We start from the raw sequence: 17885 nt of genomic DNA, 5'->3' as shown, positions 1-17885 counted from the left end.
CGCGCAAAGGTGCGCCTGCCCGAGGAGTAGTCGTTCGATGAGCGAGCACCGTCGCAAACCGCCGCAGCCGCAGGGAGGCGGACGTGCCGCGGCCCGACGCGGTCAGTCCGGCTCGTCCTCCGGTCGCCGTGCGGCACCGCGAGGCGCCACAGAGTCTCCGTCCGGCTCGTACGGTCCGGAGGACGAGGAGCGTGCGTACGGGAGCCGCGCCGAGGCCCGGCGCGCGGCACAGCGGAACGGCGGTGGCCGTCGCAGAGCGGCCGAGCCGGGCCGCGGTGGCCGCAGAGGGGCTCCCGGCGGCTCGGCAGGGCCCGGGCGAGGACGCGCCACCGCGCCCGGCAAGAAGCGGTTGATCGACTACCCGCGCCATGACAAGGACGGGTGGCACCGCTGGGTGCCCTCCTGGCGGCTCGTCTCCGGGCTGTGCATCGCGTTCTTCGGCTGCCTGGTCGGCGCCGCGGGCCTCGCGTACGCCATGGTGAGCGTCCCCGTCATCGACGAGAGTGCCACGGCGCAGAACAACGTCTACTACTGGGCCGACGACAGCCGGATGGTGGCCACGGGCGGTGAGCGCAACCGCCAGAGCGTCAATCTCTCGCAGATTCCCAAGGCGATGCGCAATGCCGTCATCTCGCAGGAGAACAAGACGTTCTACGACGACAGTGGCGTCGACCCCAAGGGCATCGCCCGCGCCGTGTTCAACATGGCCAAGGGTGGCGACACGCAGGGTGGCTCCACCATCACCCAGCAGTACGTGAAGAACGCGATGCTGAACGACCAGTCGCAGACGATCTCCCGCAAGGTCAAGGAGATCTTCGTCTCGATCAAGGTCGGTGCCGAGGAGCCCAAGGACAAGATCCTCGAGGGTTACCTGAACTCCGCCTACTACGGCCGCGGTGCCTACGGCATCCAGGCGGCCGCACGGGCGTACTTCAACGTGGACGCCGTCGACCTCAACCCGGGACAGTGCGCCTTCCTGTCTGCGGTGCTCAAGGGCGCCACCTACTACGACCCGGCAGGTTCGATCTCGATCGACCCGGCGGCCACGCCGGACGCCAACAGCGCCCGGGCCAAGTCCCAGATGCAGGACACCCTCGACAAGATGGTGGAGTACGGGCACCTGAGCCAGGCGGACCGGGCCAAGTACACCGAACTTCCCAAGGTGCAGAACCCGCAGTCGAACGCGCAGCTGGGCGGCCAGATCGGCTACCTCGTGAGGCTCGCCAAGTCCTCCGTGGTCAGGAGCGGCGTGGTGTCGGAGCAGCAGCTGGAGAAGGGCGGCTACTCGATCTACACGACCTTCGACAAGAAGAAGGTCGACGAGCTCGAGAAGTCGGTCCAGAAGGTCTACAAGGAGAAGATCGACCCCAAGAAGCGCCCCGAGACGGACACGCACGTCCAGTTCGGCGGGGCGTCCATCGACACCGAGACCGGGGCCATCAAGGCCATCTACGGGGGCGAGGACGCCACCAAGCACTTCACCAACAACGCCGATGTGACCGGCGCCCAGGTCGGTTCGACGTTCAAGCCGTTCGTACTCGCGGCGGCGATGAAGTGGGGTGTGCGCGACCCCGACCTGGGGGAGGTCCAGGCCCAGGACGAGCGCACCGTCGTCTCTCCCAAGAGCCTCTACAGCGGCAAGAACAACCTCAAGATCAACAATTACGACGGCTCGATCTGGGAGAACGAGAAGGGCGAGCAGTGGCGGCAGGAGAACGACGGCAAGGACGACGTCGGTGACCCGCCGGACTACAAGATCGACCTTCGTGAAGCCATGCGGGAGTCGGTGAACTCCGCCTTCGTGCAGCTCGGCATGGACGTCGGTCTGGACAAGGTGAAGGAGTCCGCCGTCGACGCGGGGCTCCTGGAGGACAGCCTGGCCGGCTCCGGCTACCCGTCGTTCTCCATCGGCGTCTCGGACCCGAGCGCCATCCGCATGGCAGGCGCGTACGCCACCTTCGCGGACAGCGGCAAGCAGCGTGAGCCGTACTCCGTCACGAAGGTGTCGAACAAGGACGGCACGATCTACACGCACAAGGTCGAGACCAAGCAGGCGTACACCGCGAAGGTCGCGGACAACGTCACGGACGTCCTGAAGACCGTCGTCGAGAAGGGAACGGGTAGCAACGCCCAGCTGCCCGGCCGCGAGGTGGCCGGCAAGACCGGTACCACGGACGGCAACAAGTCCGCCTGGTTCGTCGGCTACACCCCGCAGCTGTCGACCGCGGTCAGCATGTTCCGTTACCCGGACGACGAGTCCATCAAGAACCGCACGTTCCTGGAGATGTACGGAACGGGTGGCGAGAAGAAGATCCATGGTGCCTCCTTCCCGTCCACGATCTGGCAGGACTACATGTCGGACGCGGTGAAGGGCATGAAGGCGGAGAAGTTCCCGAAGCCGGAGCCCATCGGCGAGGTCATCAACGACGCTCCGTCGCCGACGCCCACTCCCTCTCCTTCCGAGACGGAGGAGGAGACGACTCCGTCGCCGACGCCGTCGCCCAGTCGGACCGAGACCACCCCCTCCCCCAGTCCGAGTGACACCTGCGGTGTCTTCGAGTGGAATTGCGATGACGGGGAGAACGGCGGCAACGACACGACGGGCAACGAAAACGGCGGTCAGGGCAACAGTCCATCGCCGTCGACGTCGCCCAGTGAGACAGGCGAAGAGGACGACAGCAGAGGCAATCAGAACGGCGGTTTGATCTCCGGGCCGAACGGATAGCCGGCGGCGTGTCCGGCATGGGTGTTTCACGTGAAACGCCCGCAAGTTTCACGTGAAACAGGGGCCGCCGCATCCACGAGGGTGCGGCGGCCCCGGCGTGTTCCCAGGTGCGTACGGCAGGATGTGCCCCATGCCCAGTGCAGAATCGAAGCCAGCGAGCGTGCACGAGCCGGACCCGGTGCGGCCGACCAAGGAAGACACGGTCGCCGCGGCCGGCAGTGAGCTGATCGGCGGCCCTCTGGGCCGGCGTGCGCTGCTTGGCACGTCCTGGTGGACTCCCGTGCGGGTGATCGCGCTCGTGGCGATCGGTATGTTCGCCCTCGGCCTGGTCCAGAAGGCGCCCTGCTACAACGGGGCCTGGTTCTTCGGTGCCAGCTCCCAGTACACGCACGCGTGCTACTCGGACATCCCGCACCTCTACCAGGGACGCGGGTTCGTCGACGGGCTCGTGCCGTACTTCGACAGGCTCCCCGGCGACATGGAGTACCTGGAGTACCCCGTGCTGACCGGCGTGTTCATGGAGGTCGCCTCCTGGCTCACGCCGGGCAGCGGCACCATCCAGGACCAGGAGCAGTGGTACTGGATGGTCAACGCCGGGATGCTCATGGTCTGCGCGGCCGTCATCGCCGTCTGCGTGGCCCGCACGCACACCCGGCGCCCCTGGGACGGTCTGCTCGTCGCCCTGGCACCTGCCTTCGCGCTGACCGCCACCGTCAACTGGGACCTGCTGGCGGTCGCTCTGACGGCCGCCGCGGTCCTCATGTGGTCCCGGGAGCGCCCGCTGGCCTTCGGAGTGCTGCTGGGCCTGGCCACGGCCGCCAAGCTCTACCCCTTCCTGATCCTCGGCCCCCTGCTCGTCCTGTGCTGGCGGGCGGGCAAGTGGCGGGCGTTCGGAACAGCACTGGGGGGCGCGGCCGTCGCCTGGCTCGTGGTGAACCTGCCGGTGATGCTCTTCGCCTTCGACGGCTGGTCGAAGTTCTACACGTTCAGCCAGGAACGGGGCGTGGACTTCGGGTCCTTCTGGCTGATCCTGGTCCACAACTCCGACAACCCGCCCAGCACCGAGACCGTCAACACCCTCGCCACGCTGCTGATGCTGCTGTGCTGCGGTGCCATCGCGGCGCTCACGCTGACCGCCCCTCGGCGTCCGCGGTTCGCCCAGCTGGCCTTCCTGATCGTCGCGGCGTTCATCCTCACCAACAAGGTCTACTCACCGCAGTACGTGCTGTGGCTGGTGCCGCTGGCCGTGCTGGCCCGGCCGAAGTGGCGGGACTTCCTGATCTGGCAGGCGTGCGAGGTGGCCTATTTCCTCGGTATCTGGATGTACCTCGCGTACACGACCAGCGGCGACGCCCACAAGGGACTGCCGACGGACGGCTACCACTGGGCCATCGCCCTGCACCTGCTGGGAACGCTGTTCCTCTGCGTCATGGTCGTGCGCGACATCCTGATGCCGGACCGGGACCCGGTCCGTCGGACCGGCGACGACGACCCGTCGGGCGGCGTGCTGGACGGCGCGGAGGACGTCTTCGTCCTGGGCCCCGCGGCTCACGCCGAACAGCCCGTTGCCCACTTCGACGGGTCGCAGGTCCGGTGGGGCAAGAGCCGCCAGACGGGCGGTTCGCTCTGAGCGAACACGCGTAAAGGCCGTACACGACGTCATCGTGTACGGCCTTCCCGCTCGCGGTCGAGGAAGCGCTGCTAGCGGTCGAGGATGCGGTCGAACTGCGTGGTGGTGTGCCGCAGATGGGCCACCAGCTCGTCACCCACCTTGGGCTCCGACGCGTCCGTGGGAACGAACAGGATCGACACCTGCATGTGCGGCGGCTCCGCGAACCAACGCTGCTTGCCGTCCCAGACGAACGGCGAGAGGTTCCGGTTGACCGTGGCCAGGCCGGCCCGGGCGACGCCCTTGGCGCGCGGCATGACGCCGTGCAGCGCCTTCGGGGCCTCCAGACCCACCCCGTGCGAGGTACCGCCCGCCACCACCACCAGGAAGCCGTCGGAGGCGGCCTTCTGCTGCCGGTAGCCGAAACGCTCGCCCTTGGCGACGCGTGTGACGTCCAGGACCGCGCCGCGGTACTCGGTGGCCTCGTGGTCCCCCAGCCACAGCCGGGTGCCGATCCGGGCGCGGAAGCGGGTCTGCGGGAACTGCTGCTGGAGCCGGGCCAGTTCGTCGGCCTTGAGGTGGCTGACGAACATGGTGTGCAGCGGCAGCCGGGCCGCGCGCAGCCGGTCCATCCAGCCGATGACCTCCTCGACGGCGTCCGAGCCGTCGGTACGGTCCAGCGGCAGGTGGATGGCGAAGCCCTCCAGCCGGACGTTCTCTATGGCGGCGTGCAGCTGCGGCAGGTCCTGCTCGCTGATGCCGTGCCGCTTCATCGAGGACATCACCTCGATGACCACGCGCGCGCCCACCAGGCCGTACACACCGTCGATGGACGACACCGAGCGCACGACCCGGTCGGGCAGCGGCACGGGCTCCTCACCGCGCCGGTACGGCGTCAGGACCAGCAGGTCACCGCCGAAGAAGTCCTTGATCCGGGCGGCCTCGTAAGTGGTGCCGACGGCCAGCACGTCCGAGCCCAGCCGCGTGGCCTCCTCCGCCAGCCGCTCGTGCCCGAAGCCGTAGCCGTTGCCCTTGCAGACCGGGACCAGCCCGGGGAACTGCTCCTGGACGTGCTTGTGGTGCGCCCGCCAGCGCGCGGTGTCGACGTAGAGCGTGAGCGCCATGGCCGGACCTGGAACCTTTCTCGTGGCTGTCAGAGGTGCGGATCGGGGATGGGCTGTGCGGTCAGCGGCGCGACATGTAGATGTCGAGCGCCTTGTGGAGCAGCTTGTTCAGCGGGAAGTCCCACTCGCCGAGGTACTCCGCCGCCTGGCCGCCCGTACCCACCTTGAACTGGATCAGGCCGAAGAGGTGGTCGCTCTCGTCCAGCGAGTCGGAGATGCCACGCAGGTCGTAGACGGTGGCACCCAGGGCGTAGGCGTCGCGGAGCATGGCCCACTGCATGGCGTTCGAGGGCCGGACCTCGCGGCCGATGTTGTCGGAGGCGCCGTAGGAGTACCAGACGTGTCCTCCGACGACCAGCATGGTCGCCGCCGACAGGTTCACCCCGTTGTGCCGGGCGAAATACAGCCGCATGCGGTTGGGGTCCTCGTTGTTGAGGGCCGCCCACATGCGCTGGAAGTACGACAGCGGGCGCGGCCGGAAGTGGTCGCGCACGGCCGTGATCTCGTACAGACGCTGCCACTCCTCGAGGTCGTGGTAGCCGCCCTGGACGACCTCGACGCCGGCCTTCTCCGCCTTCTTGATGTTGCGGCGCCACAACTGGTTGAAGTTCTTGTGGACCTCTTCCAGGGAGCGGTTGGCCAGCGGCACCTGGAAGACGTAGCGGGGCTGGACGTCACCGAAGCCGGCGCCGCCGTCCTCGCCCTGCTGCCAGCCCATGCGGCGCAGCTTGTCGGCCACCTCGAAGGCACGCGGCTCGATGTGGTCGGCCTCTATGTCCCGCAGACGCTTGACGTCGGGGTCCTGGATGCCCTTCTTGATGGACGTGGCGTCCCAGCGCCGGATGATCACTGGCGGGCCCATCTTCACCGAGAAGGCGCCCTGCTGCTTGAGGTGCGCCAGCATGGGCTCCATCCAGTCCTGGAGGTTCGGCGCGAACCAGTTGATGACCGGGCCCTCGGGGAGATAGGCGAGGTAGCGCTTGATCTTGGGCAGCTGCCGGTAGAGGACGAGACCCGCACCGACCAGCTCACCGGTCCGGTCGTCGAACCAGCCGAGGTTCTCCGAGCGCCATTCAGCCTTCACGTCCGCCCATGCCGGGACCTGCATGTGACTAGCCGCCGGCAGACTCTGGATGTAGGCCAGATGCTGCTCGCGACTGATGGTCCTCAGGGTCAGGCTCATTCGGGGCGCTCCTCGGGCTGGTGTGTCCCCATGGGTACAGGGGCTCCGGCTCTCGCGCGAAGCCTACTGCGCCCTGTGAGCGCCCCGTCCGGCGTACGGCTGGAAGGGGTTGTCCGGCGGGCGGCCGGTGGTGGGGCTCAGCCGAAGAGCCCGCCGTGGTAGATGCCGAAGAACAGACCGAGCGCGGAGGCACCGAGGCCCAGCACCAGGCCGAAGCGCTCCCGTGTCGTCTCGGAGACGTACTGGCCGTATCCGCCGGTCAGGACGCCGAGCAGGCCGGCCCAGGAGGTCAGGATGTGCAGCCCCCGGAAGCTCGCGGTGGCGAGGGCGAGTACTCCGAGCACCAGGGTCACGGCCAGCAGCGAGTCCTGGAGCGGGTGCGGTTTGCCGTCGGTCGCCAGCAAGCCGGTCCGGGGCTTGGCGGGTCGCATGATCTGTGCCATGGAGAACCTCCTGCCAAAGGCAGTGTGTTTTCGCCCTCACATCCCTGACTACCGATTGTGTCCCCTCGGAGCCGGATTTCAACCGCAAGCCGACGGACGGGTACTCTGTACTTTCCGCACCGGTGTCTGTTGCCGGCCACGACCGGGTCGCCTCCTCGGAGGAGGCCCGATTGTCAGTGGGTCCTGGTTAACTCGTTGATGCCGGTGCGAACGCATCGCAACCCTCCTGCCACGGAACGACCGTGGCCGCTGAGTCCAAAGGAGGTGGGTTCCACATGCGTCACTACGAGGTGATGGTCATCCTCGACCCCGATCTCGAGGAGCGTTCTGTCTCCCCGCTGATCGAGAACTTCCTCTCCGTCGTCCGTGACGGCGGCGGAAAGGTCGAGAAGGTCGACACCTGGGGCCGTCGTCGGCTCTCGTACGAGATCAAGAAGAAGCCCGAGGGCATCTACTCGGTCATCGACCTGCAGGCCGAGCCTGCGGTCGTCAAGGAGCTCGACCGCCAGATGAACCTGAACGAGTCGGTCCTCCGGACCAAGGTCCTCCGTCCCGAGATGCACTGAGCTTCCGCTCAGTCGGTCCCGGGATTCGAGTAGCAGCACAAGCAGCCAGCAGCAAACCCGCCGAGAGGTTCCCCCATGGCAGGCGAGACCGTCATCACGGTCATCGGCAATCTTGTCGACGACCCCGAGCTGCGCTTCACCCCGTCCGGTGCGGCCGTCGCGAAGTTCCGTGTCGCGTCGACTCCCCGCACCTTCGACCGTCAGACGAACGAGTGGAAGGACGGCGAAAGCCTCTTCCTGACCTGCTCGGTCTGGCGTCAGGCGGCGGAGAACGTCGCCGAGTCGCTCCAGCGAGGCATGCGCGTCATCGTGCAGGGCCGGCTGAAGCAGCGGTCCTACGAGGACCGTGAGGGCGTCAAGCGCACGGTCTACGAGCTGGACGTCGACGAGGTCGGCGCCAGCCTCCGCAGCGCCACGGCCAAGGTCACCAAGACCTCGGGCCGCGGTGGCCAGGGTGGTTACGGCGGCGGTGGCGGTGGCGGCCAGGGTGGCGGCGGCTGGGGCGGCGGCCCCGGTGGCGGCCAGCAGGGCGGCGGCGCTCCGGCCGACGACCCCTGGGCGACCGGCTCTCCCGCCGGTGGCCAGCAGGGCGGCGGCGGCCAGGGTGGCGGCTGGGGCGGTGGCTCCGGTGGCTCCGGCGGCTCTGGCGGCGGTGGCGGCTACTCGGACGAGCCCCCCTTCTAGGCGGGCTCTACCCACACTTCTTGATCACACAGGAGAAACATCATGGCTAAGCCGCCTGTGCGCAAGCCGAAGAAGAAGGTCTGCGCATTCTGCAAGGACAAGGTCACGTACGTGGACTACAAGGACACGAACATGCTGCGGAAGTTCATTTCCGACCGCGGCAAGATCCGTGCCCGCCGCGTGACCGGCAACTGCACCCAGCACCAGCGTGACGTCGCCACGGCCGTGAAGAACAGCCGTGAGATGGCGCTGCTGCCCTACACCTCCACCGCGCGATAAGGGAAGGGTGACCGAATCATGAAGATCATCCTCACCCACGAGGTCTCCGGCCTCGGTGCCGCGGGCGACGTCGTCGACGTCAAGGACGGTTACGCTCGCAACTACCTGATCCCGCGGAAGTTCGCGATCCGCTGGACCAAGGGTGGCGAGAAGGACGTCGAGCAGATTCGTCGTGCTCGCAAGATCCACGAGATCCAGACCATCGAGCAGGCCAACCAGGTGAAGGCCCAGCTCGAGGGTGTGAAGGTCCGTCTGGCGGTCCGCTCCGGCGACGCCGGTCGTCTCTTCGGCTCCGTCACCCCGGCCGACGTCGCTTCGGCGATCAAGGCTGCCGGTGGCCCCGAGGTCGACAAGCGCCGCATCGAGCTTGGCTCGCCGATCAAGACCCTGGGCGCCCACCAGACGTCCGTGCGTCTGCACCCCGAGGTTGACGCCAAGGTCAGCATCGAGGTCGTCGCGGCCTGAGCGCTGCTCGCGTTGAGACGATGAGAGGGCCGCATCTCCCCATCGGGGGGATGCGGCCCTTCTTCGTGGCGCAGTGCATGGCCGGGTTCGTCTCGGCCGTGTTCTCGTAGACGTGTTTCACGTGAAACACGGTGTTTCACGTGAAACGGTCAGCGGGTAGCACCGGTGACGATCCAGCGACCCGACCGGGTGCGCAGCCACAGCGTCACCAGGCGCATGGCCATCATCAGCGTCATGGCCGCCCACAGGGCGGTTAGCCCACCGCCGAGTGTGGGGACGAGGAGCGCCGCGGGGGTGAAGACCGCCAGGGTCAGCAGCATGGCCCAGGCAAGATACGGACCGTCGCCCGCACCCATGAGGACACCGTCCAGGACGTAGACCACTCCGCAAACCGGCTGGGCGATGGCCACGATCACCAGGGCGGGCAGCGCGGTGTCCTTGACCGCGGAGTCGCTGGTGAACAGGGGCAGGAAGGCCGGGCGTGACAACACCACGAGCAGACCGAGTACGACGCCGACCGCGACGCCCCACTCCACCATCCTGCGGCAGGCGTCGCGCGCACCCTGGGCGTCACCGGCTCCCAGATAGCGCCCGATGATGGCCTGCCCGGCGATGGCGATGGCGTCGAGAGCGAAGGCGAGCAGACTCCACAACGACAGGACGATCTGATGTGCGGCGATGTCGGCGTCGCCGAGGCGAGCCGCCACGGCCGTGGTGATCATGAGGATCGCCCTCAGGGAGAGCGTACGCACGAGCAGCGGCATGCCGGCCTGGGCGGAAGCCCTGATGCCGGCCAGGTCCGGGCGCAGAGAGGCGCCGTGTCGTCGTGCCCCGCGGATGACCACCCACAGGTATACGGCGGCCATGCCGCACTGGGCGATGACCGTGCCCCAGGCGGAGCCCGCGATACCGAGGCCGGCGCCGTAGACGAGTACGACATTGAGGACGGCGTTGGTGATGAAGCCGGCCACGGCTACGTAGAGCGGGGTCCGGGTGTTCTGCAGTCCCCTCAGCACACCGGTCGAGGCCAGCACGACGAGCATGGCCGGGATGCCGAGGGAGGAGATGCGTAGATAGGTGATCGCGTAGGGTGCCGCGGTCTCGGAGGCGCCGAAGACATCCACGAGGGAGGGGGCGGTGGGCAGGACCACCGCTATGACGGCGGCGCCGAGCAGCAGGGCCAGCCAGATGCCGTCCATGCCCTGGCGGATCGCTGATTGCAGGTCTCCCGCACCGACACGGCGGGAGACGGCCGCCGTGGTGGCATAGGCGAGGAAGACGAAGACACTGACGGCCGTGGTGAGCAGGGCCGAGGCGATCCCGAGTCCGGCGAGCTGAGCGGTTCCGAGGTGGCCGACGATGGCACTGTCGGCCAGGACAAAGAGGGGCTCGGCGACGAGCGCGCCGAAAGCCGGCACGGCCAGCGCGACGATCTCTCGGTCGTGCCGACGCCGGACGGTCCGAGAGCGCGCGGGGGCCTGTGTCATGAGCACCAATCTAATCGTCCACAGGTAAGAGATGCAAAGGTTTAGCGACCCTTACGTACCGTCTCGGCCCGTGTACTTCTGGGTACGGTTCGAAGCGATCTTGATCCGACTGGAAAACTTTTTCTTCTGCACAGGCCGTGGATGACAAAGGTGCAGCTCAGGGCCGCTTCTCGGGCTGCACTGCCGGCTTGTTCACAGGGCTGTCCACCGTGTCGTGCACAGGTTTCGCGGAGTTCTCCACAGCATCTGGCCCGTCGTCCACATGGCCTGTGGATAACCAGATTGGCTGACGGTGCCCGCGGGCCTACGGTTGACCGGCGCCCACTCCGTCCGTCGGCCAGTGAACCCTCACAAAACCGACGCGCCAGAACCAGAGTTGGGCGTCTTATTTGTCAGTGCCGTGCCGTAGAAATGAGGGGCACGGCGAGGTCCGCTCGGCGGACGGGAGGAGGTGGCTCGGTGAGCATTTCCGAGCCCTTGGACGACCCGTGGGCCGACAGTGGCCCCAGCGATCGTCTGCCTGCTTCCCGCCGCCGAGGTGAGGGGGGCCGCAGCCGCGACGAACAGCACGAGCGCGGCTCGGACAACGGCACGTGGGACGGCGGTGGCCCGTCGTTCGAACGAGTGCCGCCGCAGGACCTGGATGCCGAGCAGTCCGTCCTCGGCGGGATGCTCCTGTCCAAGGACGCCATCGCTGACGTCGTCGAGATCCTCAAGGGCCACGACTTCTACAAACCGGCCCACGAGACGGTCTACCAGGCCATCCTCGACGTCTATGCCAAGGGCGAGCCGGCCGACCCCATCACGATCGCCGCCGAACTCACCAAGCGCGGTGAGATCAACAAGATCGGCGGCGCCTCGTATCTGCACACCCTCGTCCAGACCGTGCCGACGGCAGCGAACGCCGCGTACTACGCGGAGATCGTGCACGAGAGGGCGGTCCTGCGCCGCCTGGTGGAAGCCGGCACACGGATCACGCAGATGGGATACGCGGCCGACGACGACGTCGACGAGATCGTCAACCGCGCCCAGGCCGAGATTTACGCCGTCACCGAGCAGCGCACCAGCGAGGACTATCTACCGCTCGGCGACATCATGGAGGGCGCGCTCGACGAGATCGAGGCGATCGGGTCGCGCAGCGGCGAGATGACCGGTGTGCCCACGGGTTTCACGGACTTCGATTCGCTGACCAACGGCCTGCACCCCGGTCAGATGATCGTAATCGCCGCGCGTCCCGCGATGGGCAAGTCGACGCTCGCGCTGGACTTCGCGCGGGCCGCCTCGATCAAGAACAACCTGCCGAGCGTCATCTTCTCTCTCGAAATGGGGCGCAACGAGATCGCGATGCGCCTGCTGTCCGCCGAGGCCCGCGTCGCGCTGCACCACATGCGGTCGGGCACGATGACGGACGACGACTGGACCCGCCTGGCCCGTCGGATGCCCGACGTGTCGGCGGCCCCGCTCTACATCGACGACTCCCCGAACCTGTCGATGATGGAGATCCGCGCCAAGTGCCGTCGCCTCAAGCAGCGCAACGACCTCAAGCTGGTCGTCATCGACTACCTCCAGCTGATGCAGTCCGGCGGATCCAAGCGCGCCGAGAGCCGGCAGCAGGAGGTCTCGGACATGTCCCGCAACCTCAAGCTCCTGGCGAAGGAGCTGGAGGTCCCCGTCATCGCGCTCTCCCAGCTGAACCGTGGTCCCGAGCAGCGCACCGACAAGAAGCCCATGGTCTCCGACCTGCGTGAGTCCGGTTCGATCGAGCAGGATGCCGACATGGTCATCCTGCTGCACCGCGAGGACGCCTACGAGAAGGAGTCGCCGCGCGCGGGCGAGGCGGACCTGATCGTGGCCAAGCACCGTAACGGTCCGACGGCGACGATCACGGTCGCGTTCCAGGGCCACTACTCGCGTTTCGTGGACATGGCGCAGACCTGATCCCCCGGCACGGGGAAATCGGTTCGACGTGCGGTGTCCTGGCCGATGGACTGGGTGCATGACGACACCTCAGGAAGAGCTGCTTCCTTCCACCCGCCGGGCACTGTCGCACCGGATCGCCGTGGCCCAGGCCGAAGGGCGTACGCCGTCACTGGTCGCGGCGGTGGTCCGGGGCGGGCGGGCCGTGTGGCACGGTGCACGGACGTCGGTCGACGGTCACGGCCCGGACGAGAACGTGCAGTACCGGATCGGCTCGATCACCAAGACGTTCACCGCCGCTCTCGTCCTGCGACTGCGCGACGAGGGCGTGCTCGACCTCGGGGATCCGCTGGAGAAGCATCTGCCGGGTACCGGGGCGGGGGAGGCCACGATCGCCGAACTGCTGGCGCACTCGGGCGGGCTGGCCGCCGAGTCGCCCGCGCCGTGGTGGGAGCGGACACCGGGCTCGCTGCGGCCCGAGCTTGCCGACGTGCTGGGCAAGCAGCCGCTCCGGCATCCGGTGGGCCGTCGGCACCACTACTCGAACCCCGGCTACACCCTGCTCGGCTCGCTGGTCGAGAAGCTGCGTGGCGCCGCGTGGGAGGACGTGCTGCGACGGGAGGTGCTGGAGCCGCTGGGACTGGACCGTACGAGTACCCGACCGAGCGCGCCGCACGCCGGTGGCTGGGCGGTGCATCCGTGGGCCGATGTGATGCTGCCCGAGCCCGCCGAGGACCTCGGGCTGATGGCGCCGGCCGGGCAGCTCTGGTCCACCACCGGGGATCTGGCACGGTTCGCCGTCTTCCTGGCGAGGGGCGACGACCGGGTCCTCGACGCGGAGACGGTGCGGGAGATGCGGGAGCCCGCCGCGCCGGCCGAGTCCGCCGATGTCGTGGACGGCGCCGCCTACGGCCTGGGGCTCCAGATCCAGCACCGGGAGGGGCGGCTGCTCGTGGGGCACTCCGGCTCACTGCCGGGTTTCCTGGCCAACCTCACCATCGCCGCGGACGACGACGTGGCCGCGGTGATCCTGACCAACTGCACCTCCGGGCCACTGCTCGCCGGGGTCGGAGCCGACCTTGTGCGCATCGTCGCGGAGGCGGAACCGAGGATGCCGGAACCGTGGCGCCCGCTGCGGGAAGTCGACTCCTCCGTGCTGGAGTTGGCGGGGCAGTGGTACTGGGGGACGCACGCCTTCGCCCTGCGGCTGACCTCCGACGGGGGAGTCTCGCTGGAGCCGCTGTCCGGTCAGGGTCGCCGCTCGCGCTTCCGGGTGAACGGTGACGGTAGCTGGACGGGGCTGGAGGGCTACTACGCGGGGGAGTTGCTGCGAGCGGTGAGGCGAGGGGACGGGACCGTGAGTCATCTGGACCTCGGGTCGTTCGTCTTCACGCGCCAGCCGTATGACGAGAAGGCTTCTGTACCGGGCGGAGTGGACCCGGAGGGATGGCGGGGGATCGGCTAGCAGCCGTCGGCACCCGGTGCGGCCCTGTTTCACGTGAAACAGGGCCGCGCACCGTTGAGGGTGTGATGGGAGCGTTCGCTCAGAGCTGGAGCTTGAAGCCCGTGTGCGAGGCCGAGAAGCCCAGGCGCTCGTAGAAGCGGTGGGCGTCGGTGCGGGTCTTGTCGGAGGTGAGCTGCACCAGGTGGCAGCCCTGTCGCCGGGACTCGTCGATCGCCCATTCGATGAGCTGTGTGCCCAGTCCGCTGCCGCGCTCGTCGCCGTGGATGCGTACGCCTTCGATGATCGAACGGGTGGCGCCGCGCCTGGACAGGCCGGGGACGATCGTCAGCTGGAGTGTGCCGACGACCCGGCCGTCGCGGACGGCCACGACGAGATGCTGGTTCGGATCGGTGCTGAGCCGTTCGAACGCGGTCAGGTAGGGGCCCAGGTCGTCCGGTGACTCGCGCTGAGCGCCCAGCGGATCGTCTGCGAGCATCGCGACAATCGCTGGGATGTCGTCGGCGGCGGTGGGTCGTATTTCGAGATCTCCCATGACCGCACTCTAAGACCGGTCAGGCGGGCACCGGCGCCTTGAGGGTCTCCACCGCCCGGACCAGCGGGGCCAGGTCGGGGTTGGTGGCCGCCTCGTCGAGGGCCTCGCGCAGGGCGGCGTCATTGGTCGGCCGTGCGTCGTCCAGCAGCTTCAGACCCGCCGCGGTGACGTTGGTGTAGATGCCGCGCCGGTCGGTGGGGCACAAGTAGCGCTCGAGCAGGCCCCGGTCCTCGAGCCGGGTGACCAGGCGGGTGGTCGCGCTCTGACTGAGGACGACGGCGTCGGCGACCTGCTTCATCTGCAGGTGACCCCCGTCGCCGTCGTGCTGACGGCTGAGCACGTCGAGCAGGGAGTACTCGCGCACGCTCAGGTCGTGCCCGGCCTGCAGGGCTCGCTCGATGTGAGCCTCGATCCTCCCGTGCAGCAGGGAGAGGGCGCACCAGCCCTGGGAGAGGGCGGTGAGCGCGGGATCCGTCGCTGTCATGTGTTCCTCCGTCCCGGAGCGGCTGAGACCAGGATAGACCAGGGGCGCAATTGTCGGCGGTTGCATATAGCCCGCGTGTGCAACTATTGTGAACGCACGCAAAGCGCTCCTGCAATCATCTGGAAGGTGCACTCCTCCATGCCTCTCGCGCTTCTGGCCCTCGCGATCGGGGCCTTCGGGATCGGAACGACCGAGTTCGTGATCATGGGCTTGCTGCCCGAGGTCGCGAGCGACTACGGGGTCTCCATCCCCACCGCCGGATTCCTGGTGACCGGATACGCGCTCGGCGTGATGTTCGGCGCCCCGCTGATGACCGTGCTCGGCACGAGGGTCCCGCGCAAGCGGATGCTGATGCTGCTGATGGGCCTGTTCATCGTCGGCAATCTGCTCTCCGCCCTCGCCCCCGCCTTCTCCGTCATGCTGATCGGCCGCGTGGTCGCCTCGCTGGCCCATGGCGCCTTCTTCGGTATCGGATCGGTCGTCGCGGCAGACCTGGTCGCTCCGCACAAGAAGGCCGGCGCGATCGCGATGATGTTCACCGGGCTGACCGTCGCCAATGTCGTCGGCGTCCCGCTGGGGACGCTGATCGGGCAGTCCGTCGGCTGGCGGTTCACCTTCGCCGTCGTCGCCGCGCTCGGCGTCGTCGGCCTGGCCGGTGTCGCCAAGCTGGTCCCCGATGTGCCCAGGGCAGAGGGCGTGCGGCTGCGCCACGAGCTGGCCGCGTTCAAGAACGCCCAGGTCCTGCTGGCGATGGCCATGACCGTTCTCGGCTTCGGCGGAGTCTTCGCCGCCATCACCTACATCGCGCCGATGATGACCCATGTCGCGGGCTTCGCCGATGGCTCGGTCACCTGGCTGCTGGTCCTCTTCGGCCTCGGCATGGTCGGCGGCAACCTCGTCGGCGGCAGGTTCGCCGACCGCGCCCTGATGCCCATGCTGTACATCTCCCTGGGCGCGCTGTCCGTCGTACTCGCCCTCTTCACGCTCACCGCGCACAACAAGATCGCGGCGGCCGTGACCGTCGTCCTGATCGGTGCCCTGGGCTTCGCCACCGTCCCGCCGCTGCAAAAGCGCGTCCTGGACCACGCGCACGGCGCCCCGACGCTGGCCTCGGCCGTGAACATCGGCGCCTTCAACCTCGGCAACGCGCTCTCCGCCTGGCTCGGCGGCGTCGTCATCGCCGCCGGCTTCGGCTACACCGCCCCGAACTGGGTCGGCGCCGCGCTCGCCGCGGCCGCCCTCGTCCTCGCCCTCGTCTCGGCCGCCCTGGAACGGCGCGACGGCGCTCCCGGGCCGGTCGTCGCGGGTTCCGTGCCCGCCGAGCAGCGAGCCGCCGCCGTCCACCGCTGAACGACCCCGGCCGTGGGGTCGCGGGGCCAGGGCCGTCCTTGCGCACCACGGCCGATTCCGCCTCGACGACCACCGGGGCACCGCACCAACCGCACCAACCGCACCAACCGCACCGACCAAGGAGAAACATCCATGAGCGCCACCGCCCTCGCCCCGCTGACGATCCAGGACGCCGAAGCCCTCGTCGCCGTCGCCCGCCACGCCGCCGAGGCCGCCGGCGTCACCGTCAGCGTCACGGTTCTCGACGCCGGCGGCCACCTGCTCGCCTTCCGGCGGGACGACCGTGCCGTGCTGATCTCCGGGGAGACCAGCACGCGCAAGGCCTACACGGCGCTCCAGCTGAACGCCCCCACGGCCGACCTGGTCGACGCCGTTCAGCCAGGAGGGCTCTTCCACACCCTGCCCACGGCACTCGACCGGCCGCTGCTGTTCATCGCGGGCGGCGTGCCCGTGCATCGCGAGGGTCGGCTGATCGGCGCGATCGGGGTGGGCGGTGGCGCGCCCGAGCAGGACCACGCCTTCGCCTCGACCGCCGTGAAGACCCTCCTCTGACGGCAGCCGCCGTTCGTCCGACCGCTGGTTCCAGGAGCCCCCGGGGGCCGGCTTCGTCGTGGCGCAGGTCGTACCGCCGCAGTCAGCCCGCGGCCACCGTCAGTGGCGCGAACCTCCGGGTCCAGTCCCCTGGAAGCTCGGTGATCCCGTACGTCATGACCGCGTTGGGAGCGACCGCCGCGAGGCCGCGCTCCTTCACCCACGACAGCAGTTCCTCGTGCCGTACGTCGATGTCCGTGCGCAGCGGTCGGCCGGTGCGGGCGGCGAGGGAGCCGATCAGTGCCTTGGCCGTCTCGGTGCCCCGGGCGATCAGCGGGCCCACGACGTGGGTGTCCATGTTCGGCCAGGCCGCGGCGTACCCGATGATCCGACCGTCCTCCTCGGCGACACGGAGCTGGTCGGCGAAGGCGGGCAGCCGCGTGACGATGGGGGTGCGATCCGCGCCGAACACCTCCTCGTCGAGGCGGAGGATCGTGGTGAGGTCCTCGGCGGTGGCCGCGCGAGTGACGGTCCTCGGTTCCGGCCCGCCCGGAGCGAAACGCCCGCGCACCATCTCCGCGCCGCCCGTCACCTTGAAGCCGAGCTCCTCGTAGAGCGGGCGGCCGTACGGAGTCGAGTGCAGCGTCAGGGGGGTGGTGCCCAGGGCGGACACGACGTGGCGCATCAGCCGGCGTCCGACGCCCTTTCGCGCGTACCGCTCGGCCACCAGCACCATGCCGATGGCGGCGAGCGCCGGACGCTCCTGTGGTCCGTACTCGGTGACGGTGCAGGCGGCCACGAGACCGCCGCCGGGGTCGTCGATGCCGTACCCCTTTCCGGCTGTGAGGAGGAACCCCCACTTGTGCTCCTCGCGCGGCCACCCCCGGTCCTCGGACAGGTCGGCGCAGGCGGTGAGATCGCGGAGCGTCAGACGGCGGATCGGCGCAGAGGCGAGGGAAGGTGTCGGCACGCAGGTCAGGCTGTCCGACAGCGGCCGTCCGCGTCCACCTGTTTCCGGTGGAACGGGCAACCTTTTGGCCA

The 17885-nt window shown here is 68.6% G+C and carries 17 protein-coding genes; 10 read left to right on the top strand and 7 right to left on the bottom strand.

Features of this window, described 5'->3' with window-relative positions:
* Positions 1-349 precede the first annotated feature (349 nt).
* Together ACGH7X_RS19310 and ACGH7X_RS19305 are read left to right on the top strand one after the other, a co-directional pair.
* A complete protein-coding gene (locus tag ACGH7X_RS19310; protein ID WP_399886636.1) occupies positions 350-2725 on the top strand; it encodes a transglycosylase domain-containing protein in 2376 nt (791 codons plus the stop codon).
* A gap of 121 nt (positions 2726-2846) precedes the next feature.
* Positions 2847-4355 carry a glycosyltransferase family 87 protein gene (locus tag ACGH7X_RS19305; protein ID WP_399886635.1) on the top strand — a complete coding sequence of 503 codons (1509 nt, stop codon included), beginning with the start codon at positions 2847-2849 and terminating at the stop codon, positions 4353-4355.
* Between the two features lie 71 nt (positions 4356-4426).
* Here ACGH7X_RS19305 and ACGH7X_RS19300 read toward each other — a convergent pair whose 3' ends face one another.
* From ACGH7X_RS19300 to ACGH7X_RS19290, 3 genes are all read right to left on the bottom strand, one after another.
* Positions 4427-5458 (bottom strand): alanine racemase, encoded by a 1032-nt coding sequence (locus tag ACGH7X_RS19300; protein ID WP_399886634.1) that lies wholly within the window; start codon positions 5456-5458, stop codon positions 4427-4429.
* Between the two features lie 61 nt (positions 5459-5519).
* On the bottom strand, positions 5520-6641 hold the full coding sequence (gene femX / locus ACGH7X_RS19295) for a peptidoglycan bridge formation glycyltransferase FemX (protein ID WP_399886633.1): 1122 nt from the start codon (positions 6639-6641) through the stop codon (positions 5520-5522).
* Between the two features lie 137 nt (positions 6642-6778).
* Positions 6779-7084 carry a hypothetical protein gene (locus ACGH7X_RS19290; protein WP_399886632.1) on the bottom strand — a complete coding sequence of 102 codons (306 nt, stop codon included), beginning with the start codon at positions 7082-7084 and terminating at the stop codon, positions 6779-6781.
* A 275-nt stretch (positions 7085-7359) separates the two neighbouring features.
* On the opposite strand from ACGH7X_RS19290, the gene rpsF reads away from it, so the two are divergent.
* The 4 genes from rpsF to rplI all read left to right on the top strand — a co-directional run bounded on the left by rpsF (position 7360) and on the right by rplI (position 9078).
* On the top strand, positions 7360-7650 hold the full coding sequence (rpsF, locus tag ACGH7X_RS19285) for a 30S ribosomal protein S6 (RefSeq protein ID WP_003975025.1): 291 nt from the start codon (positions 7360-7362) through the stop codon (positions 7648-7650).
* A 75-nt stretch (positions 7651-7725) separates the two neighbouring features.
* The gene (locus tag ACGH7X_RS19280; protein WP_399886631.1) at positions 7726-8334 is read left to right on the top strand and encodes a single-stranded DNA-binding protein; all 609 of its coding nucleotides are present in this window, start codon (positions 7726-7728) and stop codon (positions 8332-8334) included.
* Between the two features lie 42 nt (positions 8335-8376).
* Positions 8377-8613 carry a 30S ribosomal protein S18 gene (gene rpsR, locus ACGH7X_RS19275; RefSeq protein WP_003949403.1) on the top strand — a complete coding sequence of 79 codons (237 nt, stop codon included), beginning with the start codon at positions 8377-8379 and terminating at the stop codon, positions 8611-8613.
* An 18-nt stretch (positions 8614-8631) separates the two neighbouring features.
* The gene (rplI, locus tag ACGH7X_RS19270; RefSeq protein ID WP_073726061.1) at positions 8632-9078 is read left to right on the top strand and encodes a 50S ribosomal protein L9; all 447 of its coding nucleotides are present in this window, start codon (positions 8632-8634) and stop codon (positions 9076-9078) included.
* A gap of 149 nt (positions 9079-9227) precedes the next feature.
* Here rplI and ACGH7X_RS19265 read toward each other — a convergent pair whose 3' ends face one another.
* Positions 9228-10565, bottom strand: a complete 1338-nt coding sequence (locus ACGH7X_RS19265; RefSeq protein ID WP_399886630.1) for an MATE family efflux transporter — start codon at positions 10563-10565, stop codon at positions 9228-9230.
* Between the two features lie 459 nt (positions 10566-11024).
* Between ACGH7X_RS19265 and dnaB the strand changes: the two genes are divergently transcribed.
* Positions 11025-12503 (top strand): replicative DNA helicase, encoded by a 1479-nt coding sequence (gene dnaB, locus ACGH7X_RS19260; RefSeq protein WP_399886629.1) that lies wholly within the window; start codon positions 11025-11027, stop codon positions 12501-12503.
* Between the two features lie 58 nt (positions 12504-12561).
* Positions 12562-13947 (top strand): serine hydrolase domain-containing protein, encoded by a 1386-nt coding sequence (locus tag ACGH7X_RS19255; RefSeq protein ID WP_399886628.1) that lies wholly within the window; start codon positions 12562-12564, stop codon positions 13945-13947.
* A gap of 79 nt (positions 13948-14026) precedes the next feature.
* On the opposite strand, the gene ACGH7X_RS19250 is transcribed toward ACGH7X_RS19255, so the two are convergent.
* Together ACGH7X_RS19250 and ACGH7X_RS19245 are read right to left on the bottom strand one after the other, a co-directional pair.
* Entirely contained in the window at positions 14027-14479 is a 453-nt protein-coding gene (locus ACGH7X_RS19250) for a GNAT family N-acetyltransferase (protein ID WP_399886627.1), read from the bottom strand.
* Between the two features lie 19 nt (positions 14480-14498).
* The gene (locus tag ACGH7X_RS19245) at positions 14499-14963 is read right to left on the bottom strand and encodes a MarR family winged helix-turn-helix transcriptional regulator (RefSeq protein ID WP_399886626.1); all 465 of its coding nucleotides are present in this window, start codon (positions 14961-14963) and stop codon (positions 14499-14501) included.
* A gap of 138 nt (positions 14964-15101) precedes the next feature.
* On the opposite strand from ACGH7X_RS19245, the gene ACGH7X_RS19240 reads away from it, so the two are divergent.
* Positions 15102-16313, top strand: a complete 1212-nt coding sequence (locus ACGH7X_RS19240; protein WP_399886625.1) for an MFS transporter — start codon at positions 15102-15104, stop codon at positions 16311-16313.
* A 132-nt stretch (positions 16314-16445) separates the two neighbouring features.
* Entirely contained in the window at positions 16446-16865 is a 420-nt protein-coding gene (locus ACGH7X_RS19235; protein ID WP_399886624.1) for a heme-binding protein, read from the top strand.
* A gap of 82 nt (positions 16866-16947) precedes the next feature.
* On the opposite strand, the gene ACGH7X_RS19230 is transcribed toward ACGH7X_RS19235, so the two are convergent.
* A complete protein-coding gene (locus ACGH7X_RS19230) occupies positions 16948-17814 on the bottom strand; it encodes a GNAT family N-acetyltransferase (protein WP_399886623.1) in 867 nt (288 codons plus the stop codon).
* Positions 17815-17885 lie beyond the last annotated feature (71 nt).

It is taken from the genome of Streptomyces sp. BBFR51 (assembly GCF_044591655.1).
GTDB lineage: Bacteria > Actinomycetota > Actinomycetes > Streptomycetales > Streptomycetaceae > Streptomyces.
The sequence above is the reverse complement of the archived record's forward strand: the minus strand, read 5'-3'. Positions and strand labels throughout refer to the sequence as shown.